Annotated in this window: 16 protein-coding genes, 3 tRNA genes, 2 rRNA genes, 1 pseudogene and 1 other annotated feature; of the genes and pseudogenes, 12 read left to right on the top strand and 10 right to left on the bottom strand. The window is 42.9% G+C overall.

Annotation, left to right across the window (positions count from 1 at the left end):
• Positions 1–2: 2 nt before the first annotated feature.
• Positions 3–791, top strand: coding sequence for a 4Fe-4S binding protein (locus BQ7394_RS18760; protein WP_075558804.1), 789 nt, complete (start codon positions 3–5; stop codon positions 789–791).
• Between the two features lie 5 nt (positions 792–796).
• Here BQ7394_RS18760 and BQ7394_RS18755 read toward each other — a convergent pair.
• Positions 797–940, bottom strand: a pseudogene (locus BQ7394_RS18755) (winged helix-turn-helix domain-containing protein); the annotation flags it as partial.
• 137 nt (positions 941–1,077) lie between these two features.
• Here BQ7394_RS18755 and BQ7394_RS26485 point away from each other — a divergent pair.
• From BQ7394_RS26485 to rrf, 5 genes are all read left to right on the top strand, one after another.
• Positions 1,078–1,212 carry a hypothetical protein gene (locus tag BQ7394_RS26485; protein WP_262497549.1) on the top strand — a complete coding sequence of 45 codons (135 nt, stop codon included), beginning with the start codon at positions 1,078–1,080 and terminating at the stop codon, positions 1,210–1,212.
• Between the two features lie 185 nt (positions 1,213–1,397).
• Positions 1,398–2,081 (top strand) — a sequence feature (16S ribosomal RNA rRNA prediction is too short).
• A gap of 157 nt (positions 2,082–2,238) precedes the next feature.
• Positions 2,239–2,312 (top strand) — tRNA-Ile (locus tag BQ7394_RS18750).
• Positions 2,313–2,335: 23 nt separating this feature from the next.
• Positions 2,336–2,409: transfer RNA gene (locus tag BQ7394_RS18745), tRNA-Ala, on the top strand.
• Positions 2,410–2,520: 111 nt separating this feature from the next.
• Positions 2,521–5,397: ribosomal RNA gene (locus BQ7394_RS18740) — 23S ribosomal RNA — on the top strand.
• Between the two features lie 116 nt (positions 5,398–5,513).
• Positions 5,514–5,624: ribosomal RNA gene (rrf, locus tag BQ7394_RS18735) — 5S ribosomal RNA — on the top strand.
• A gap of 165 nt (positions 5,625–5,789) precedes the next feature.
• Here rrf and cobC read toward each other — a convergent pair.
• From cobC to cbiB, 6 genes are read right to left on the bottom strand one after another with little or no spacing between them, the layout of a single operon-like run.
• Complete coding sequence (gene cobC, locus BQ7394_RS18730; RefSeq protein ID WP_075558803.1) at positions 5,790–6,323, bottom strand: alpha-ribazole phosphatase; 534 nt, start codon at positions 6,321–6,323, stop codon at positions 5,790–5,792.
• A gap of 10 nt (positions 6,324–6,333) precedes the next feature.
• Positions 6,334–7,086 carry an adenosylcobinamide-GDP ribazoletransferase gene (locus BQ7394_RS18725; RefSeq protein ID WP_075558802.1) on the bottom strand — a complete coding sequence of 251 codons (753 nt, stop codon included), beginning with the start codon at positions 7,084–7,086 and terminating at the stop codon, positions 6,334–6,336.
• A 33-nt stretch (positions 7,087–7,119) separates the two neighbouring features.
• Complete coding sequence (gene cobT / locus BQ7394_RS18720; protein WP_075558801.1) at positions 7,120–8,157, bottom strand: nicotinate-nucleotide--dimethylbenzimidazole phosphoribosyltransferase; 1,038 nt, start codon at positions 8,155–8,157, stop codon at positions 7,120–7,122.
• A 15-nt stretch (positions 8,158–8,172) separates the two neighbouring features.
• Positions 8,173–8,700 (bottom strand): bifunctional adenosylcobinamide kinase/adenosylcobinamide-phosphate guanylyltransferase, encoded by a 528-nt coding sequence (locus BQ7394_RS18715; protein WP_075558800.1) that lies wholly within the window; start codon positions 8,698–8,700, stop codon positions 8,173–8,175.
• Positions 8,693–9,301: a S4 domain-containing protein gene (locus BQ7394_RS18710; protein WP_075558799.1), complete on the bottom strand. Its 609-nt coding sequence runs from the start codon at positions 9,299–9,301 to the stop codon at positions 8,693–8,695. Before BQ7394_RS18710 ends, BQ7394_RS18715 begins: the two co-directional genes overlap by 8 nt.
• A gap of 15 nt (positions 9,302–9,316) precedes the next feature.
• Entirely contained in the window at positions 9,317–10,267 is a 951-nt protein-coding gene (gene cbiB / locus BQ7394_RS18705) for an adenosylcobinamide-phosphate synthase CbiB (protein ID WP_075558798.1), read from the bottom strand.
• Between the two features lie 85 nt (positions 10,268–10,352).
• Here cbiB and BQ7394_RS18700 point away from each other — a divergent pair, with 85 nt between their 5' ends.
• Positions 10,353–11,372, top strand: coding sequence for an HU domain-containing protein (locus BQ7394_RS18700; RefSeq protein WP_075558797.1), 1,020 nt, complete (start codon positions 10,353–10,355; stop codon positions 11,370–11,372).
• 159 nt (positions 11,373–11,531) lie between these two features.
• Here BQ7394_RS18700 and BQ7394_RS18695 read toward each other — a convergent pair whose 3' ends face one another.
• On the bottom strand, positions 11,532–11,723 hold the full coding sequence (locus BQ7394_RS18695) for a type II toxin-antitoxin system antitoxin (RefSeq protein ID WP_075558796.1): 192 nt from the start codon (positions 11,721–11,723) through the stop codon (positions 11,532–11,534).
• Between the two features lie 269 nt (positions 11,724–11,992).
• On the opposite strand from BQ7394_RS18695, the gene BQ7394_RS18690 reads away from it, so the two are divergent.
• The 4 genes from BQ7394_RS18690 to BQ7394_RS18675 all read left to right on the top strand — a co-directional run bounded on the left by BQ7394_RS18690 (position 11,993) and on the right by BQ7394_RS18675 (position 19,159).
• Positions 11,993–13,996, top strand: coding sequence for a tetratricopeptide repeat protein (locus tag BQ7394_RS18690; protein WP_075558795.1), 2,004 nt, complete (start codon positions 11,993–11,995; stop codon positions 13,994–13,996).
• Positions 13,997–14,107: 111 nt separating this feature from the next.
• Positions 14,108–17,296, top strand: coding sequence for a TonB-dependent receptor (locus tag BQ7394_RS18685; RefSeq protein WP_075558794.1), 3,189 nt, complete (start codon positions 14,108–14,110; stop codon positions 17,294–17,296).
• An 81-nt stretch (positions 17,297–17,377) separates the two neighbouring features.
• A complete protein-coding gene (locus BQ7394_RS18680) occupies positions 17,378–18,577 on the top strand; it encodes an alkaline phosphatase family protein (RefSeq protein ID WP_075560121.1) in 1,200 nt (399 codons plus the stop codon).
• Between the two features lie 219 nt (positions 18,578–18,796).
• On the top strand, positions 18,797–19,159 hold the full coding sequence (locus BQ7394_RS18675; RefSeq protein ID WP_075558793.1) for an RNA recognition motif domain-containing protein: 363 nt from the start codon (positions 18,797–18,799) through the stop codon (positions 19,157–19,159).
• A gap of 75 nt (positions 19,160–19,234) precedes the next feature.
• Here the strand turns inward: BQ7394_RS18675 and BQ7394_RS18670 are convergent, their stop codons facing one another.
• Positions 19,235–19,450 carry a winged helix-turn-helix domain-containing protein gene (locus BQ7394_RS18670; RefSeq protein ID WP_075558792.1) on the bottom strand — a complete coding sequence of 72 codons (216 nt, stop codon included), beginning with the start codon at positions 19,448–19,450 and terminating at the stop codon, positions 19,235–19,237.
• A gap of 303 nt (positions 19,451–19,753) precedes the next feature.
• Positions 19,754–19,826, bottom strand: a tRNA-Glu gene (locus tag BQ7394_RS18665).
• Between the two features lie 275 nt (positions 19,827–20,101).
• On the opposite strand from BQ7394_RS18665, the gene mutA reads away from it, so the two are divergent.
• The gene (gene mutA / locus BQ7394_RS18660) at positions 20,102–21,964 is read left to right on the top strand and encodes a methylmalonyl-CoA mutase small subunit (RefSeq protein WP_075558791.1); all 1,863 of its coding nucleotides are present in this window, start codon (positions 20,102–20,104) and stop codon (positions 21,962–21,964) included.
• Positions 21,965–21,969: the final 5 nt, after the last annotated feature.

Genomic DNA, 21,969 nt, shown 5'->3' with positions numbered 1-21,969 from the left:
ATATGCAATATCAGAATATACATTTGATTTATTTTTCTCCTACACATACTTCGGCAAAAATAGCATACGCTATTGCTGAAGGGCTGGGAGGAGATACATTGTCTGAGTCGGATATCACGCATGAAGCGTTGAAAGAAACACTTCATATAGAAGATAACGAACTGGTTATTGTGGCTGTCCCTGTTTATGGCGGGCGTGTCGCAGAAACGGCCATGGAGCGTATTCGTATGTTTCAGGGAGAAAAGACCCCGGTTATTCCGGTTGTCGTATATGGTAACCGCGACTACGAAGATGCATTGAAGGAGTTGAGTGATGCATTGGTCGCACAAGGTTTTGTACTTGTCAGTGCGGGTGCTTTTGTCGGTGAACATTCTTTCAGCCGGAAAGATATGCCTATTGCTGCCGGTCGCCCGGATAAGGAAGACTTGGTGAAGGCCTCTGAATTCGGTCATGAAACATTGATAAAACTGGATGCTGTATCAACTTTGTCGGGATTACCATCGTTGGAAATAAAGGGAAACTTCCCATATAAGGTGAAAGGGCCTTCTACGCCACAGGCTCCTGTTACAGACGAAGAGTTGTGTACGCAATGTGAATATTGTATCGACGTATGTCCGGTGGCTGCTATCTCGATCGTAGACGACCGGATGTTCAGTGATCCTGCTCTTTGCATTAAGTGTTGTGCTTGTGTAAAGGAATGTCCTGAAGGGGCACGTACTTTTGATACTCCTTATACGGCTATGTTGCATAAGAACTTTAGTGCACGCCGCGAACCGGAATTGTTCGTTTGATCATTCTAAATAATCAGCTTATAGCCGATCCCCCGGAGATTAACAATCTGAACCGAGGGGTCGGCTTTTAGTTTTTTACGAAGTTTGGTAATGAATACATCCATACTGCGGGCATTGAAAAAAGAGTCATCACCCCATAGTTCCATCAGGTATGGATTGAAACCAAAGGTATAAAAGTGCAAATTTTGGAGGAGGATTTGGAGGTGTTCGGAATTTAGAGGTGTTACGTTTGAGTTCGATACCCTTACGTTTGGGGAATACATCTTTTGAGATAAAAGATATTCAGGTGAATTATAAAGAACCGGAAGCTGATTGGTCACAGAAAAATGAGGACGGTTCTTTAGGCTTGGACTTTATTAATTTATTTCAGCAGGTTATTATTAATTTTGATGATATGTTTTTAGAAGTAACTATGAATTAATATTGGATAAAGCTCCTATCAAAAGATTCGTTTGATATATATCAAATGAATAAATGACATATATATTCCTTTCGTTTGATGATTATACTTTATTCGTTTGATAATAGTCAAAAGAAAGAAAGTAAGGGATGTCCTGTCCTGAAATAAGTTGACAAAACACCAGGGTAAACTTATGTCAGAATCGAAACATGTAGACTGTATCCGTCGTTTTTCCTTTTTGGCAGTATANGCCGGCAACGGTGAAACTCAAAGGAATTGACGGGGGCCCGCACAAGCGGAGGAACATGTGGTTTAATTCGATGATACGCGAGGAACCTTACCCGGGTTTGAACGCATTTGGACCGGAGTGGAAACACTTCTTCTAGTAATAGCCATTTGCGAGGTGCTGCATGGTTGTCGTCAGCTCGTGCCGTGAGGTGTCGGCTTAAGTGCCATAACGAGCGCAACCCTTATCTTTAGTTACTAACAGGTCGAGCTGAGGACTCTAAAGAGACTGCCAGCGTAAGCTGTGAGGAAGGTGGGGATGACGTCAAATCAGCACGGCCCTTACATCCGGGGCGACACACGTGTTACAATGGTGGGGACAAAGGGCAGCTACCTGGCGACAGGATGCTAATCTCCAAACCCCATCTCAGTTCGGATCGAAGTCTGCAACCCGACTTCGTGAAGCTGGATTCGCTAGTAATCGCGCATCAGCCATGGCGCGGTGAATACGTTCCCGGGCCTTGTACACACCGCCCGTCAAGCCATGGGAGTTGGGGGTACCTAAAGTCCGTAACCGCAAGGATCGGCCTAGGGTAAAACCGATGACTGGGGCTAAGTCGTAACAAGGTAGCCGTACCGGAAGGTGCGGCTGGAACACCTCCTTTCTGGAGCGAAGGATTCGTTATCAAGTTGACTATAAGGTATTAGTTAACTTGTACTACGGTTGAATATGTATTTATATATGATCTTATAAACTGGATACCCAGTAGAGAAAGATGAAGCTGAAGGAAATCCGGCAGTTTCAGGAGATTAAGATAAGCCAGTCCTATAGCTCAGTTGGTTAGAGCGCTACACTGATAATGTAGAGGTCGGCAGTTCAACTCTGCCTGGGACTACAGAATCTCTAAACGAGAAACCTGGGGGATTAGCTCAGCTGGCTAGAGCATCTGCCTTGCACGCAGAGGGTCAACGGTTCGAATCCGTTATTCTCCACCTAACTCAGCAATGAGTAAAAGATCTTTGACATGATGGACAACGTAAAATAAAGTAACAAGAGCAAGCTGAAGATATATCAATCCGAATCACAGAGATGTGACCGGAAAAAAGAAAGTAAGCAAGGGCAGACGGTGGATGCCTTGGCTCTCGGAGGCGATGAAGGACGTGATAAGCTGCGATAAGCCGGGGGTAGATGCAAATAATCTTTGATCCTCGGATTTCCGAATGGGGCAACCCGTCAGATTGAAGATCTGTCACCTCGTAAGAGGAGCGAACGTGGGGAACTGAAACATCTAAGTACCCATAGGAGAAGAAAATAAAAATGATTCCGCAAGTAGTGGCGAGCGAACGCGGAAGAGCCCAAACCGATATTGTTTAGGCAATATCGGGGTTGTAGGACTACGATGTAGCAAGAACTTAGTAAAGTAGAACGTTTTGGAAAGAACGGCCATAGACGGTGATAGCCCGGTATACGACTTACTGACGAAGCTTAGTAGTATCCTGAGTAGCGCGGGGCACGAGAAATCCTGTGTGAATTAGCGGGGCCCATCCCGTAAGGCTAAATACTCCCGAGAGACCGATAGCGAACCAGTACCGTGAGGGAAAGGTGAAAAGAACCTCGAACAGAGGAGTGAAATAGACCCTGAACCCGTCTGCCTACAAGCGGTCGGAGCAGCGTAAGCTGTGACGGCGTGCCTTTTGCATAATGAACCTACGAGTTACTTTCTCCGGCAAGGTTAAGTATTTCAGATACGGAGCCGAAGCGAAAGCGAGTCTGAACAGGGCGGTATAGTCGGAGGGAGTAGACGCGAAACCAAGTGATCTACCCATGGTCAGGTTGAAGGTTAGGTAACACTAACTGGAGGACCGAACCGGTAAGCGTTGAAAAGCTTTCGGATGAACTGTGGGTAGGGGTGAAAGGCTAATCAAACTTGGAGATAGCTCGTACTCCCCGAAATGCATTTAGGTGCAGCCTAGGGTTAGTATAATATGAGGTAGAGCGACTGATTGGATGCGAGGGCTTCACCGCCTATCAAGTCCAGATAAACTCCGAATGCGTATTATATATTGCCCTGGAGTGAGGGCGCGGGTGCTAAGGTCCGCGTCCGAGAGGAGAAGAATCCAGACCATCAGCTAAGGTCCCCAAATAACAGTTAAGTTGAACTAACGAAGTCAGACTGCAGAGACAGCTAGGATGTTGGCTTGGAAGCAGCCATTCATTTAAAGAGTGCGTAACAGCTCACTAGTCGAGGAGTTTGGCGTGGATAATACTCGGGCATAAACTGTTTACCGAAGCTATGGATGTCGTAAGACATGGTAGGGGAGCATTCCAGCAGCGTAGAAGGTAAGGGATAACCCTTGCTGGAGTAACTGGAAAAGCAAATGTAGGTATAAGTAACGATAAAGGAAGTGAGAAACTTCCTCGCCGAAAGACTAAGGTTTCCTGATCAACGTTAATCGGATCAGGGTAAGTCGGGACCTAAGGATAAGCCGAACGGCGATTCCGATGGAAGAATGGTTTAATATTCCCATACTACTTTATAGAGCGATGTGGAGACGGAGAAGTGACAATCCTGCCAACTGACGGAATAGTTGGTTAAAGGGTGTAGACGTTGATCGTGGTAGGCAAATCCGCCATGAGAGTCGAACCTGACAGTATACCGAGTACTTGTACAAGGTAATATGGATGTAAGCAGGCTCCCTAGAAAATCCGCTAAGCATATTTATAAAGTACCCGTACCGTAAACGGACACACGTAGTTGGGTTGAGAATACTGAGGCGCTCGAGTGATTCACGGTTAAGGAACTAGGCAAATTGACCCTGTAACTTCGGGATAAAGGGTCCCTATCGAAAGGTAGGGCGCAGAGAATAGGTCCAGGCAACTGTTTAACAAAAACACATGGCTGTGCGAAATAGAAATATGAAGTATACAGCCTGACACCTGCCCGGTGCTGGAAGGTTAAGAGGAGAGCTCATCGCAAGAGAAGGTTTGAATTGAAGCCCCAGTAAACGGCGGCCGTAACTATAACGGTCCTAAGGTAGCGAAATTCCTTGTCGGGTAAGTTCCGACCTGCACGAATGGTGTAATGATCTGGACACTGTCTCAACCGTGAGCTCGGTGAAATTGTAGTATCGGTGAAGATGCCGATTACCCGCGATGGGACGAAAAGACCCCGTGAACCTTTACTATAGCTTTACATTGAATTTGGGCAACTAATGTGTAGGATAGGCCGGAGACTATGAAGCGGGCACGCCAGTGTTTGTGGAGTCATCGTTGAAATACGGCCCTTTGGTTGTTTGAGTTCTAACCCGCGAAATGTGGGGACACTGTATGGTGGGTAGTTTGACTGGGGTGGTCGCCTCCAAAAGAGTAACGGAGGCTTCTAAAGGTACCCTCAGACCGATTGGTAACCGGTCGTAGAGTGTAATGGCATAAGGGTGCTTGACTGGGAGACATACAAGTCGATCAGGTAGGAAACTAGAGCATAGTGATCCGGTGGTTCCGTATGGAAGGGCCATCGCTCAAAGGATAAAAGGTACTCCGGGGATAACAGGCTGATCGCTCCCAAGAGCTCATATCGACGGAGCGGTTTGGCACCTCGATGTCGGCTCGTCACATCCTGGGGCTGGAGAAGGTCCCAAGGGTTGGGCTGTTCGCCCATTAAAGTGGCACGCGAGCTGGGTTCAGAACGTCGTGAGACAGTTCGGTCTCTATCTATCGTGGGCGTAGGATATTTGAGAGGCTCTGACACTAGTACGAGAGGACCGTGTTGGACAGACCACTGGTTTACCGGTTGTACCGCCAGGTGCACCGCCGGGTAGCTAAGTCTGGATTGGATAAGTGCTGAAAGCATCTAAGTACGAAGCCAGCCTCAAGATTAGATATCCCTCAAGGGTCGTCGTAGACTACGACGTTGATAGGCTACAGGTGTAAGGGCAGTAATGTCGAAGCCGAGTAGTACTAATAGCCCGAGACTTTCTTTTTCCGGGAGGAAGGATTGATATATCAGCAGATGTGGTAGAGTGTAACAACAAAGCCATATAGCGAAAGGTTACTGTTAGAGTAGCGTTGTCCAAGGTCAAACATCTTAAAAAGAAATTAAGGTGGTTATAGCGTTGGGGATCCACCTCTTCCCATTCCGAACAGAGAAGTTAAGCCCAACCACGTCGATGGTACTGCGTAAAAGTGGGAGAGTAGATAGCTGCCGTTTTAGTCAGGTCGAAAGACTGAAAAGGTAGAAAGGAATCAATCGAAAGGTTGGTTCCTTTTCTTAGTTATACAGATGTAACCGAAGCCTATGAAGCTGCCTAAACCATAATGCTGTTTCAATCCACATATCTTTTATGATATGATTCTTTGTATTTAAACAAAACAGTTAGTCGAAAGATAGTTTAATAATCTCTCCATAGGAGGGTACATTTTTGAAGGCTTCTTTGATATCATATTCTCCTGCATAGACCCGTGCGCAGGTTAAAACGCCGCCATGAGCAAATATACATACATCTTGTAGTCCGCTTTTTCTGATTTCTTCAAGAAACGAGCTGACACGTTCATACTGATCTTTTAAGGATTCCCCTCCAGGTGTTTTGGTATTGATCCAGTCTGCAAACCAGGCTTCGGAACGGGGATCAGAGGATAACTCTTCCCAGGATTTCATTTCCCACTCTCCGAAATTAAGCTCTTTTACCCGGTCTTCTCGTGTTGCTTCCGGATAACCACAGTAAGATGCGAGCCGTACACAACGTGTTAATGGGCTACACCAAATTTTATCGAAGCTTAGTCCGGAGAGTGATTCTTTTACTTTTTCAGCCTCTTCTTCAAAAGACGGACGTAATGCAACATCTGTCTGCCCATAGGCATAGCCTGCAGGAACATCGACAGAGGTGTGTCTGATCAAATAGATATTCATATGGTATAATTTAAAGTGTTGTTGTATATATAACAGCTATCCCCAGGTAAAAGCTCAATTCGCAAAGTAAAAATGTGGCTCCGCAACAATCCCCCGTGTATCCTTGTATTTTCTTACTCATGAGTGCTGTCAGCATATACCAGGTGGTGACGGGAAGAAGAGCAGCTAAAAAATAAACCGGTTCTGGTAACCAGCACAAAGGAACTAATAGGCAAATAAGACTGAATATATATTCTCCTGTCGTCATGCGGCTATATACTGTCTTATTTTTAGCTTCCTCTTCTTTCCGGGCATATGGAAGACGATTAATGATCATTCCAGCAACTCCTTTACTATAAGGATCGCCGGCGAGTATGGCACAGCCTGCTAATTCAACAGGGAGGCTACTGAGTAATAAGTAATACAGGCCGAAATAACAGATCAAACCGATTACTCCATAACTTCCTATGTGAGAATCTTTCATGATGGTCAATATTCGTTCCCGACTGGTACCTCCTCCAAATCCGTCAAAGAAATCCGCCAGTCCGTCTTCATGTAAACAGCCTGTAATTAATAATCGGGTTATCATTGCTAGTGTCAAAGCGATTCCGGCCGGTAGAATAAGAGAACCTGCATACAATACGATAACCATTAATCCGGCAGTAAACCAACCGACCAATGCCCACCGGCTAACTATATTTTTGAAATATTCGGCGGGTACCTCGGCCAGTTTCCAGAAAGGTAGACGTGTAAAGAATATGAATGCAGCCAATATACGTAACATATATATAAATGTTAGGAATGGAATACCATTCGGTTAGAAATATTTTGTCACAGCAGCTTGCTGGAAAGTATGCATTTCATTTATCATACGTATAGCTGAGTCGATGATCGGGTATGCGCATACTGAACCGGAACCTTCTCCTAAGCGTAGTCCCAGATTTAATACCGGCTCTGCCTGGAGGACATCCAACACTTTTCTGTGTCCTGCTTCATCTCCGCAATGTCCGAATATGCAATAGGGGAGCATGTCCGGATAGAGACGGGAAGCTGCCAACACACAATTGGTCATAATAAAGCCATCGACAAGGATGAGCATTTTGAGTTCAGCCGCCCGGAGCATTCCACCTACCGCCATGACCATTTCATAACCTCCGAAATAACTGATTACATCTAAAGCACTGTTATCGCCTTTGTAGTTTTCAAGAGCTGCTTTTAACACATTATATTTATGTTGCACTCCGTTGCTGTCCAAACCACTTCCGGCACCCACACATTCGATTAAAGGAATACCTGTGAGGCAAGTCATCCACATGCTGGATGCAGCTGTGTTACCTATACCCATTTCTCCGAAACTGATAACATTGCATCCTTCTTTATGGCAGTTGGAAACGATGTCGGCACCATACTGAAGAGCCAATTCCATTTCTTCACGAGTCATAGCTGCTTCGTGGAGGAAGTTGCGGGTTCCTTTTCTGATTTTACGGTCTATTAATTGCGGGATCACAGGAAAATCGAAATCAACCCCGCCGTCGACGATCTTTATATCGAAGCCGTGTTGACGTGCAAGGAAACAGACACCGGCTCCACCATTCAGGAAATTGTGGATCACTTGTCGGGTGACTTCCTTTGGGGATTTGCTTACTCCTTCATCGGCAATGCCATGATCGGAAGCGTATATAACATTGACAGGATGATTTAATGCAGGAGTAAGTGTCTGCTGAATCAGCCCGACCTGAAGGGCTATTTCTTCCAATCTGCCTAACGAACCTTTAGGTTTGGTCAGGTTGTTTATTTTTTCTTGTAGTGCTTCCGCAATAGCAGTATCCGGTTTTTCAATATGAAAGGTAATCATTGTTTTATTATTTTGTTATTCTTTTATTTTCATGGGTATTCCACTTATCATCAGTACGACTTCATTGGCACGGGAGGCAATGTATTGGTTCAGCCATCCCTGTAAGTCGGTGAACTTGCGCTGTACCGGATCGGGTGATACGCCTCCCAATCCTATTTCATTGGTAACAAAGATGAGATAAGCATGCTGTTCGGCCAATCGGTTGAATTCTTCTTTTAGTTCTTTGAGTGACAGATCGACATTGCTTTCATTGTCAAAAAAGAAATTAGTTCCCCATAGGGTGACGCAATCTATTACAACTACACGGCCTTCCAGGTTATGACGGCTCAGGTATTTTTCTTCTTCGATGTTTGTCCATTCCGGACCACGGTCGGCCTGGTGGCGAAGAACACGTTGACGGAATTCCTCGTCCCATACGCGAGAGGTAGCCAGATAAACCGGGTTAGTGCTTAATGATAAGGCTAACTTTTGTGCGTATCCGCTTTTACCCGAACGTTGTCCCCCGGTTATAAGTACAATATGCTTATCCGACACTTTATTCATCTTTAGGTTTGTTACGGGAAGCAGTACGTTTAGCCTTGTTTAAAGGGTTGTTTTTACTGGTCTTCCGCAGGCTGGCCGACTTTGGTGATGCGGCTAGACGTTGTGCAACAGCTGCTTTTCCTAACGATTTGCCGAACTTCGGTTGTAATGCATCTTTCAACGCTTTTTCTTCCGGACTCAGCTTCTCCTTCGGTTTGGTTCCACTTTTTGCAGCTTTTCTTGCAGCTGCATATTTGTTGTATTTTACGTATTTTCCGGGTCTCAATGTACTGCCGGAACCAGACGGTTTATTACTGTTTTCTGCTTTAGGTGCAGCTATAGTCTTTTTTTCTTTTTTCTCCGGCGCTTTTGTTGTTTCACCGAAAACCAGATTTTGGGTTTTGCCGACTACGGCACGCGAATGTTCTTGAGTCTGACTTTCGTATTTACCTACATTGATCTGGATATCATCCAGCATGACAATGTCGGATTTACTGACCTTCTGTCCGACTTCCGGTTGTTTACCATTAACGGTAACCCGTCCCATTTCTATGAACTTGTCCGCTTCCCTGCGTGAGCAATAACCTGCATCACTAAGTAATTTGTTTAGTCTTATTTCCATTGTATATAATTGTCTTTAATGTAATAATAGTGATAAAAGACAAACAAGCAATCCCATTGCCAGTTCTGTATTGCTGTTTATTTTAGTAGCAATTAACATGTCTTCTACAGTAAAAGCTCTGTCGTTGATGCCAATATATGGTTTTTCAACAGACTGGCCAAAATAGTCGTGTGTTCCTCCGAAACGACAGTCCAGGATAGCAGCCAGGGCAGCCTCCGGATAACCTGAGTTGGGACTGAGATGTGCACGGCCGAACTGTTGGAGATAGTTTCTTCTATGCCAGTTACCGGAAACCAATAGCATCAGGCAGGCTGTTAACCGGGCTGGGATATAATTGGCTACATCATCCAGTCGGGCGGCTGCTTGTCCGAAGTCTTTATATCGTTCATTTTTATAACCGATCATGGAGTCGAGTGTATTGATCATTTTATAAGCCATCATGCCGGGCAATCCCAGCAGAGCAAACCAAAACATGGGAGCAATAACACCGTCGCTCAAGTTTTCTGCTAATGTTTCCAGGGCAGCCGCCCTGATTTCCTGAGGAGATAGATGTGAAGTGTCGCGACCGACAATACGACCGACCTGCATACGCCCTTCTTCTACGCTCCGGTCTACAGCTTCAAAAACTGCTTTTACTTCTGTAATCAATGTTTTTCCTGCCAGACAATAGAAAACTCCGACTCCGACAAGCAGTGCATAAAACTGTGTGTTGATTACTGCCCCCCATCGCAGAAGTAAATAAGTCAGGAAATAGATGCCTGTAACAAGGACCAATGTAAGTAAAGCCCCTTTATAGAAACGATTGTTTCCTACATTGAGTTTCTTTTCACCGAAAGAAATTAATTTGCCGAACCATATAATGGGATGGGGCCACCCTTCCGGATCACCCAATAGGCGATCTGCCAGCCATCCTCCTAAAAAGGGGATTACTTTTATTAAATATATAGGTTGATATGACCAGTACATTGCATTTGTTATATGAGAGACAAAGGTAGAAAATTGTACCGTTTTTTGTTTTGTAAATTCACGAATAAATATCTACCTTTGTCTTATGCTAAGGATAATAACACATATAGAGCGACTATTGCTGGTGCACGATTGCGTAATTGTGCCGAAATTCGGTGGTTTTGTGCTGCAAACGGTCTCTTCCGTTTACAACGGGGCAGATCATTTGTTTAATCCGCAACGCAAAGAAATTGTTTTTAACATCACATTACAACATAACGACGGCTTACTATCGGAATCATATATGCAAATGTATGATGTGAATTACCGAAAAGCACAGTTAATGTTGGAGGAAGATGTTGAAGATATGAAAGCTGCTTTGCAGGAGGAAAAGAAATTATCCCTGGGTGTATTAGGAACCTTTAGCCTGGGAATGGAAGGACAGGTTATTTTCCATCCGGGTAATTCAGATTCCTTTAGCATTGTTTCTTATGGCTTGGCTGCATTTCATTTTCCGCAGTTGAAACCTGTTTTGGCAGAACGTGAAGAAGCTGTTCTATTGGCGGGAAAGAAAAAGAAAGATATCTTATACATTCCGGTTAATCGAAAATTTCTCCGCGTCGCTGTTGCTTCTGCGGCCGCTCTCGCTTTATTCCTATTGGTATCAACTCCGGTAAAGGATGTGAACCAAGCTGCTTATACGGCCAGTTTTGTTCCAACAGAAATGGTTGCTAAAAGTGTTCCGGAAATGAAAGTGGAAGAAGTTTCACCGACTGTGTCTGTGGCAAAGGAGTCAAAAGCGGCAGAGATAAAAAAGAATACTGCAGTTGTAACCGCTGTTCCCAAGGTTAAAAAACAGGAGGCTGTTTCCAAATCTGTTGAAAAAATACCTGCTCCTAAAATGTATCACATCGTAATAGCCAGTTTTCCGACAGCAGAACAGGCAGATAAATACATTGCCGGTGTAGATCGTAACGAATGTAAGCATGTTAGTAAAGTGGCCCGTGATGGAAAATATCGTATTTATGCTGATAAATTCGATAATCGCGAACAAGCCGAAACTTATATGTCTACGCTTCGTACTAATGAGAAATATAAGGATGCCTGGTTATTTATCAGCCGCTAATAGAACAGCTTATTGTATATATTTCTGATCTTTTACAAGTCGTATTAATACTGATATAAAAAAGCATCCGAAGGAAAATAAAATTTCTTTCGGATGTTTTTTCTTTTTCTCTCGGGAGAAAAAGTTTTTTATGTAGACGTGCTTTAGAGTTATCGTAATTTATTCCTCTTCTTGTTTCGATTGCTTTTTCTTTTTTAGCCGGCCGGCTTTGCGTAAAGCCTGGTCCAGAATGTACTGGATCTGGCCATTGGTGCTGCGGAACTCGTCCGCAGCCCATGTTTCGATAGCATCCATCATATCTGCATCGATTCGCAGGACAAAATTTTTGGTTGCATTCTCTTTTTTGGCCATCACTTATATTAATATTAAAAATTTAGAATCATTGGTACAATGTTCCGGTATTGATAACCGGTTGATCAAACATTGATAATATTGCCGATAAAACCGAAATACTGATGTCATTAAATGCTCTTTCTTATGATTTCGTAATGATAATTATTTGATATTATTTTGATATCACAAATTAAGCTTTAAAAAAGGATATATCCAAATAAATTATATCCTTTTTTAGGGCAGTATTTAAAATATTCTTTAGCTTTGTCAACTCAAAATTTACGCGATTGGAATTTCAATTAGATACAGACAACAAGGAGTTTCAGGATGCTTTGCAACTGATCACTCACACGCGCCAGTCTGTTTTCCTGACCGGGAAAGCAGGTACGGGTAAGTCTACATTTCTCAAGTATATCTGTGCTCATACCAAAAAGAAATATGTTGTATTAGCACCGACCGGGATTGCTGCGATAAATGCAGAGGGAGTGACGTTACATTCTTTCTTTAAATTACCGTTCCGTCCAATGTTGCCCGATGATCCGGATCTGAGCCTGAAAGATGGAAGAATTTTTGAATTCTTTAAATACAGAAAGGAACACCGGAAGATTATTTCAGAAGTGGAGCTGATCATTATAGACGAGATTTCGATGGTACGGGCCGATATAATTGATTGTGTAGATCGTATTTTACGTGTGTTTTCCGGAAATATGCGTTTACCTTTCGGAGGTAAACAATTATTGTTTGTTGGAGATGTCTTTCAGTTGGAGCCGGTGGTCCCATCGGACCAGAAAGAGATATTGAGTCTGTTCTATGCCAGTCCGTTCTTTTTCTCGGCCCGCGTTTTTAACTCTATCAACCTGGTGCCGATAGAATTGCAGAAAGTATATCGCCAAACGGATCCTGTCTTTATCAATATCTTGGACCGGATACGCAATAATGCGGCCAGGAAGCAAGAACTGGATACATTGAATGGTCGTTATTTTCCGGAGTTTGTCCCACGCAACGAAGATATGTATATAACGTTAGCTACGCGTCGTGACCAGGTGGATTTTATCAATGAAAAAAGATTATCGGAACTTCCCGGTGAGGAATTTATTTCTACAGGACGTATAGACGGCGATTTCCCGGAATCGTCTTTACCAACTCAACTGAACCTGGCAATAAAAGATCAGGCACAGGTTATTTTTATCGATAATGATCATGAACGGCGCTGGGTGAACGGAACTATCGGAATGGTATCCGGTATTGATGAGAATGGAAATGTTTATGTCTTGCTTGAAAATGGAATCGAACATTTGGTTGAGCCGACTTCATGGCGTAATTATAAGTATAAATATAATGAAAAGGAAAAGAGGATAGAGGAAGAAATTGTCGGAACATTCGAACAATTACCTATCCGTCTGGCCTGGGCTATTACTGTACATAAAAGTCAGGGACTTACTTTCAGCCGGGTTGTAGTGGATCTTACCGGAGGTGTTTTTGCTGGAGGACAAACTTATGTCGCTCTAAGTCGCTGTACTTCACTTGAAGGACTGATCTTAAAGAGCCGGGTTACTTCTCATGATATATTTGTACGTAGGGAGATTGTTCAGTTCAGTCAGATCTTTAATAATAAGGAACTCATTGATAAAAGTCTTCGTGAAAGTGAGGCTGAACTCCTCTATGCACGTGCGGTTCATGATTTTAACCGTGGAAATATGAAGAATGCTGTAGAGTCATTTTCCATGGCAGTCGGAAAACGCAATGAACTCGGTAATCCTTTGGTTCAACGGTTGCTTCGTTCCAAACTTCAACGGATCAATACGCAGCAGGAACAAATAAAGAAATTGAAAGAGGAACTGTATGCACAGCGGGAAATACTGAAAGAATATGCTCATGAGTATTATTTGATGGGGAACGAATGTGTTACAAAGGCCAATGATCCGAATGCCGCTTTACGTTCTTTTGATAAAGCGTTGAAACTTTATCCGGAATATGTGGATGCATGGGTTCGTAAAGGGGTTACATTGCTGGATTTGGGTGAAACTTATGATGCCCAGGTTGCTTTGAACGAAGCTATTCGGTTGAGTCCTCTTTCATTTAAAGCCAGGTATAACCGTGGAAAATGTTACCTGCGTATGAAGTATTATGAAGAAGCTGTTGCAGACCTTCAAAAAGCCGTATCCATAAAGCCGAAACATGCTTCAGCACACGAGTATCTGGCCGAGGCATATCGTTACGTGGGTGAAGAAGAGCTTGCCAGGCAGCATCAGGATATTGCAGATAGCCTGAGAGAAAATAGAAATATTTAAGAAAGACCATAAAAATCAAGAGGAATCGTAGTGGTTTCGTAATATAGATTATATATCTTTGTGGTGTTTTATAAAAAATGTATTGATTGTTTTATTTAAACACTACTTAGTATGAGGGGCTTATTTGTATTCATTCTTTTTCTTTTTTATCTGACATTTGCATTGGATGCCCAGGTTACAACTTCCGGGATTAGTGGAAAAGTGACGGCGGAAGGCGAACTGCTGATTGGAGCGACAGTACAAGCTGTCCATGAACCTTCCGGTACTACATATGGAACAGTGACAAATGTCGACGGGCGTTATAGTTTACAGGGAATGCGTATCGGTGGCCCGTATACGGTAGAAGTGTCTTATGTCGGATATCAGAAAGCTATATATAAAAACATTACTCTTCAATTGGGTGAAACTTATCTCCTCGATGTCAATTTGACGGAATCGTTATCGTTGGACGAAGTGGTTGTAACGGCTTCGAAGGCCGCGCTGTTTAATTCTCAGAAAACAGGGGCAGCCCAGAATTTTAATCAGGAACAGATCTTGTCTACCCCTTCCGTTAACCGTAGTGTTTTTGATATTACGAAAATGAACCCTATGGGAGTGAATACGGGAAGCGGTATGTCGTTTGCCGGTTCCAGTAATAAATATAATTCGTTCCAGATCGATGGGACAGTGAACAATGACGTATTCGGCCTTTCTTCGAGTGGAACCAATGGAGACCAGGCAGGTGCCAATCCTATTTCTCTGGAAGCTATCGAAGAGTTGCAGGTTGTTGTCGCTCCTTTTGATGTTCGTCAGAGTGGTTTTACCGGAGGTGGGATCAATGCGATCACTAAGTCGGGTACCAATACTTTCCACGGTTCAGGATATTGGTATTATAATAATGAGAACTTCTATGGTAAAACTCCTGGAAAGAATGTGATTAACCGTGCAAAATTAGGTGATCAGAGTAGCGGTACTTATGGGTTGACACTGGGCGGACCGATCATTAAAAATAAATTGTTCTTTTTTGCGAACTATGAACGGGTGAAGGAAACTTATCCGTCTTCCAATAATATCGGGGAGGAAGGTTCAAAGTTGAGTACCAGTGAAGTAGAACAGGTTATTAATAAGATATCAGAGCTGACTGGCGGTTATGACGGTGGTGGCTATGGCATACAGGATATCGACACCCGTTCAGATAAAATCCTGGCACGTATCGACTGGAATATCAACCGGAAGAATAAATTTACCTTGCGTTACAGTTGGTTGGATGCCCGCAGAATGGTTTTCTCGAATGGTGCTTTAACTGCTAACCTGAACCATTACGGTTATTATATGAACAATACAACTCATTCGTTAGTAGCAGAATTAAATACACAGTTCAATTCAGCCTGGTCCAATGAACTTCGTTTCGGTTGGACAAGTGTGAGTGACAGTCGTGATCCGATTGGACAAGCATTGCCTGCCGTACAGATTGACAACATGACAAACGGAGCTACACTCAAATTCGGTATGGAACCTTTTTCTGCAGCTAATGCATTGGACCAGCGTATCTTTACTTTGGCGGATAATGTTACATGGAATAAGGGAAATCATTCCCTGACCTTTGGTACACATAACGAATTCTTCCATATGGAGAACTTGTTTATTGCTAATAATTATGGTTCGTATGTATACAGTTCACTGGATGATTTTCTTTCTGTGGGAACAGCTAACGAGATGATGCCGAAGCGTTATACCTATGCTTATTCGCGTGAGGAAATAACCGGGACAAATCGTTGGGCTCCGGCTTTTGGTGCTGCCCAATTAGGTTTTTATGCACAGGATGAATGGAGAGTGACAAATGATTTCCGTCTTACTTACGGTTTGCGTTTGGACATTCCTGTCTTTTTCGATACTCCGAGGGCAAATGACCTGTTCAATAATTCATCGGTAGCTTCTACTTTGGATTTGAAGACGGACCGGATGCCGGCCAGCAGGATATTGTGGTCACCCCGTATCGGTTTCCGCTGGAACCTGAATGATGATCATACAACTTTATTGCGTGGTGGTGCCGGTATATTTACGGGACGTGTTCCTTTTGTCTGGCTTTCAAACAGTATTTCGAAAGCCGGTATCGAATTGAGTGAGACTTTCCTGTCAAGCAAGGAAAGTTTTGAAGCGGCTAAATTGGATGGATTCAAGTTTAATGTAGATCCTTCGAAACAGTATTATGATCGTAATGCTGCTATCCCGACTGCAGAGATCAATGTGGCGGATAAAAACTTTAAATTCCCTTCTGTCGCCCGTGTCAATTTAGCATTGGAGCATACTTTCCCCTTTGGTGTAAAAGCCACTTTGGAAGGATTGTATTCCAAAACATTAAATAATATCTTGTATGAAAATGCAAATTATCAGTGGACCGGAAAGACATTGAATAATGGTGGTGATAACCGTCCTATTTATGAAAAGCAGGATAACAACTTTACACAGATAATGTACCTGAAGAATACAAGCGATGGTTATACTTATAATCTGTCAGCTAAATTGGAAAAGAATTTCGATTTCGGTCTGAGTGCCATGGTAGCCTATACTTACGGACAAGCTAAGTCGTTGACCGACGGAAATTCATCACAGGCTTATTCCGGTTGGAAATACAACCCAACTTATTACGGTGATATTAATCCTGAATTAACCTGGTCGAGCTTTGATGTTCGTAACCGTATCATTGCCTCTGTTTCTTACCGGAAAGAATATGCAAAACATTTTGCAACAACTGTAAGCTTATTCTATAACGGACAAACCGGCGGTCGTTATTCTCTGCTCGATTATTCGGATATTAATCATGACGGTTATAACAATGATTTGCTGTATGTCCCCACCGATGCCGAATTTGATAAAATGACTTTTACCGAGTACACAAAGACGGTAGGAAATGAAAAGATCGTAGTTTCTCCCGCTGAACAGAAAGAGGCTATGGCAAAATGGATAAATGGTAATGACGAATTAAGAGGCTCAAAAGGAACACATATGAAACGTTATCAGATGGTAATGCCTTTCGAACATCATTTCGATTTCCATATTGCACAGGATTTCTTTGTTGATATTGCCGGTAAACGGAATACGATCCAGGTCAACTTCGATATAATAAATGTTGGTAACTTATTCAATAAGAGCTGGGGACTATATAACCAGACTGCTACCGGATATGACCTCGCACCACTGACAACCAAGATTGCGGATGGTGTTGCCTCTTATCAATTCCGTGATCCGGGTGAGATGGTAAAGAATAAAGATATACCTTCCCGCTGGCATGCCCAGGTTGGTTTAAAGTATATTTTCTAACTGGGTATTTTGTGATTTGAATTAAATAATCGGAAGAGGTTCGCTATCTTTGTGAACCTCTTTTTTTTAGCTGATATGGATATGAAAAGATATTTAAGTTTGTTTTTAGTATGTGCAGTTCTTGCCGGTATTTTTCTCTCCGGTTGTTCTGCATCTAAGCATAACGACCGTTACGTGGTCGTTCTTTCCATGGATGGTTTTCGGTCAGATTATCCGGATCGTGCCTATACCCCGACCTTAGACTCTCTGGCAAAAGTCGGGATACGTTCAACTTTCCGTCCATCGTTTCCGAGTGTCACTTTTCCTAACCATTATAGTATGGCAACCGGCTTACATCCGGATCATCATGGTTTGGTCAATAACTTTTTCTATGCTCCCGACCTGGATAGTCTTTATCGTATGGCAGATCCGACACCTGGTTTTTATGGCGGCGAACCGATCTGGAATACCGCGGAGAAACAAGGTGTACGTACCGCCTCTTTTTTCTGGGTAGGCAGCGAATATCCGATTCAGGGACGTCAGCCTTCTATCTGGAAACCTTTTGATAAACATGTTCCTTATTCAGACCGTGCGGATTCTGTGGTAGCCTGGTTGCGTTTGCCGGAAGATGTACGCCCTCATTTGGTTATGTGGTATATAGAAGAACCGGATGGGATCGGCCATATCTGTACCCCCGATTCTTCGGCAACCTTGCAAAAGGTAGAAGAACTGGACCGGGTGTTGAATCATTTCTTTAATGAAGCCCGCAAACTGGATATCTTTGATAAAATAGATTTTATTGTCCTTTCCGATCATGGGATGGCAACCTATACTCCGGATAAATATGTTAATCTGAATGATTACTTACCCAGAGATAGTTTTGATTACGTATTTGACGGTGTCCCGACTTTGTTGTATCCGAAAGCCGGATATACGGATAAAGCGTATGCTATTCTGAAGCAGGTCCCTCACATTAGAGTGTGGAAGAAAAATGAGATACCTGAAAAATATATTTATGGCTCGAATCCCCGCATTGGCGATTTGTTCGTGATGCCGGATGTAGGAACCTATTTGGATTTCCGGACCGAATCGCGTCCAAGATTTGCAGCCACACACGGGTATGATAATTTCGCTCCGGAAATGCAGGCTATATTCTATGCCGCCGGACCGTCTTTCAAACAGCATGTAGAATTGCCGGCTATGGCAAATGTGAATTTGTATCAGATCATCGCACGTTTATTAGATATTAAGCCGGCTCCTAACGACGGAGACAGCCTGGTAGTTAATGCTTTATTCCGGTAGGAGTAGGAAATAAATATGGACAAAGTGGAAAAAACAGAATTTTTCACGAAGTTTGTTGATTTTATAGTAAAATACCCGGATTAATCAATTACATTTGTAGCATATTTGAGATTGACTTAAGTTTGTATCAGAAGTAATTGCTCACAACTTGATTTGTAAAGTAAACTTTTTATCCAACACATTCAGGCTCAATAAACAATTAAAATTAAAGTTTACAAAATGAATCTTTACATTTCAAATTTAAGTTACAACATCACAGATGCTGACTTAAGAGAATTATTTGCAGAATATGGTGAAATCACTTCTGCAAAAGTTATTACAGACAGAGAAACCGGCCGTTCAAGAGGATTTGGTTTCGTAGAATTAAGCGATGAAGAGTTAGCAAAAAAAGCAATTGAAGAATTAAACCAGGCAAGCTATGATGAAAAGATCATCAATGTAACAGAAGCCAGACCCAGAGAAGAAAGAAGCGACAGAGGCGGCAATAGAGGCTGCTACGGTTCTAACAGAGGTGGTGGCGGTTACGGCTCTAACAGAGGTGGCGGTGGCTACGGCTCTAACAGAGGCGGTGGAAGATATTAATTCTATCTATGATAAATAAAAAAGCGATCAGAAATGGTCGCTTTTTTTATTTTCTATCATAAGGAATATAATACACTAAAAATCGTAATTCATTCCCGGACAAAAAGCTAGTTGGCAATTTGCACTCTTGATCTGAATCTTATTTTCGCGTGCTAGCCATCCGATTGCAGACCATAAATCAGCTTCACACAATGAGGTCGCTTTTTTTAGCTCCTCTAAACTCCAACATCCACCATCCAGTAACAGATTCCAGATGGTACCTGCATTTAATCCAATTGTTCCTTTCGTCATGACAAATTCTGTTTTATGTTTATGGTATGTATTATTAAACAGAATTTGAAACGAAAGTGATATAATCGCTTCGTTTTTTTAGCGTGTTTTAGAAAACGGATGGTTCCTGTTAACCCTTATTGGAAATAATCACGGATTGCTTAACTTTAATCCACAGAAACAGCCAGGAGCACTCATTATAAAGTATGGATCGGGATAAGAGCTCTACTATGGATAGCAATTTTATTACAGTGAAAAAGTATCCCCACTGTGGTGGGGGATGAATAAAAAAGCCTGCAGAAATGAATCTGCAGGCTTTTTTAGTAGTGCGTCCGGGGATCGAACCCGAGTTTCCGCCGTGAGAGGGCGGCGTCCTAGGCCACTAGACGAATGCACCGTTTCGTGTCATAGTTTTCATTGTTTGACACTGCAAAATTAAGTATTATTTCTTTTCGATGTTCTCTTTATGCGGAAAAAATGTAAAGAATTTTATCCTGCTCTGTCAGAATGATACAAGAATTGTCCTTGTACCACTAAAAGGCGTTAAAAGCAAGCGCAATTTCGTTTATTTTTCATTGCTCTTCCTGTTTATTTATTCTACCTTTGCCCTCTGTTATTGAACAATATACTATTGAACAATTACTAATACCAGTATTATAAATAACTAATATTATGGCAGAACTAAAAGAAAAACTTTTCTCAGATTTCGCTCCGGTCTCTACTGAAGAATGGATGGCGAAGATCACGGCTGACCTGAAAGGTGCTCCGTTTGAGAAAAAGCTTGTTTGGAAGACAGGCGAAGGATTTAATGTAAATCCTTTCTATCGTGCAGAAGACATCGAAGGACTAAAGACAACCGAGTCTCTTCCCGGTGAATTCCCTTATGTTCGCGGAACAAAAAAGGATAACGATTGGAAGGTACGCCAGAACATCGAAGTAACATGTTTCAAAGAAGCCAATGAAAAGGCTCTTGACCTGCTGACCAAAGGTGTTACTTCACTCGGTTTCATCATCAAAGGTGATGAAGTAAATGCCGAAAATATTGCCACTTTATTGAACGGGATTTGTCCGGAAGCTACTGAACTGAACTTCAATACTTGCAACTGCAAGGCTGAAAAGTTGATCGGCATCCTGGAATATTACCTGAAAGGAAAAGATGTAGACCTGAACAAATGTTTCGGTTCTGTCAACTACGATCCTTTCAAGAAACCGTTAGTGAAAGGTAAAGAAAATGGAAATTGGGTGGAAGCTGCATCTGCTGTGCTCAAAGCAGGACAGGCTTTACCTGGTTATAAAGTATTAGCTGTAAACGGTTTCTACTTCAACAATGCCGGTGCTTATATCACTCAGGAACTGGGTTATTCATTGGCTTGGGGTAACGAACTGATGGCGAAGCTGACTGAAGCCGGTTTCAGCGCAGACGAAGTTGCCAAGAAGATCAAATTCAATCTGGGTATTAGCTCCAACTACTTCATGGAAATCGCTAAGTTCCGTGCTGCCCGTTGGTTGTGGGCTGAGATCGTTGCTGCTTACAATCCTGCATGCAACTGTGCCTGCAAGATGAATGTACATGCTCAGACTTCCGAATGGAACATGACTGTTTACGATGCTCACGTAAACCTGTTGCGTTCTCAGACTGAAGCGATGTCTGCCGCTTTGGCCGGTGTCGATTCTATCACTGTTCGTCCGTTCGATAAGACTTATCAGACTCCGGATGATTTCTCAGAACGTATCGCACGTAACCAACAATTACTGCTGAAAGAAGAATGTCACCTGGATAAGGTGGTCGATCCTTCTGCCGGTTCTTATTATGTAGAAGTACTGACTAACTCGTTGGCTGACGTTGCCTGGAAACTGTTCCTGGAAGTAGAAGACAAAGGCGGTTTCGGTGCTGAAGTGGCTAACGGTAACATACAGAATGCAGTAAATGCTTCTAACGTAGCCCGTAAGAAAGCGGTTGCTACCCGTCGTGAAATCCTGCTGGGTTCTAACCAGTTCCCGAACTTCACAGAAGTAGCTGCCGGTAAGATCAAAGAAACAGCTTCCTGCTGTTGTGGCGGTGGTCACTCTTGTGGTGAATCGACTGTTACTCCTCTTGATTTCTCTCGTGGTGCATCTGAATTTGAAGCATTGCGTCTGGCAACGGAAAATAGCGGTAAGACTCCGAAAGTGTTTATGTTGACTATCGGTAACCTGTCTATGCGTATTGCCCGTTCACAGTTCTCAAGTAACTTCTTTGCTTGTGCAGGATACAAGGTAATTGATAACTTAGGTTTCGAAACAGTAGAAGCCGGCGTTGATGCAGCGATGGAAGCAGGTGCTCAGATCGTTGTTCTTTGTTCTAGTGATGACGAATATGCAGAATATGCTCCTGCTGCTTATAAAGCATTGGCCGGACGTGCTGAGTTCGTTGTAGCCGGTGCTCCTGAATGTATGGAAGACCTGAAAGCTCAGGGTATCGATCAATTTATCAATGTAAAGAGCAACGTGCTCGAAACATTGAAGGCTTTCAACGCAAAATTAGGAATCGCTTAAGTAGA

Origin of the sequence: Parabacteroides timonensis (assembly GCF_900128505.1) — a bacterium.
Lineage (GTDB): Bacteria > Bacteroidota > Bacteroidia > Bacteroidales > Tannerellaceae > Parabacteroides > Parabacteroides timonensis.
Note: the sequence above shows the minus strand (reverse complement) of the source record. Positions and strands in the feature narration are given on the sequence as shown.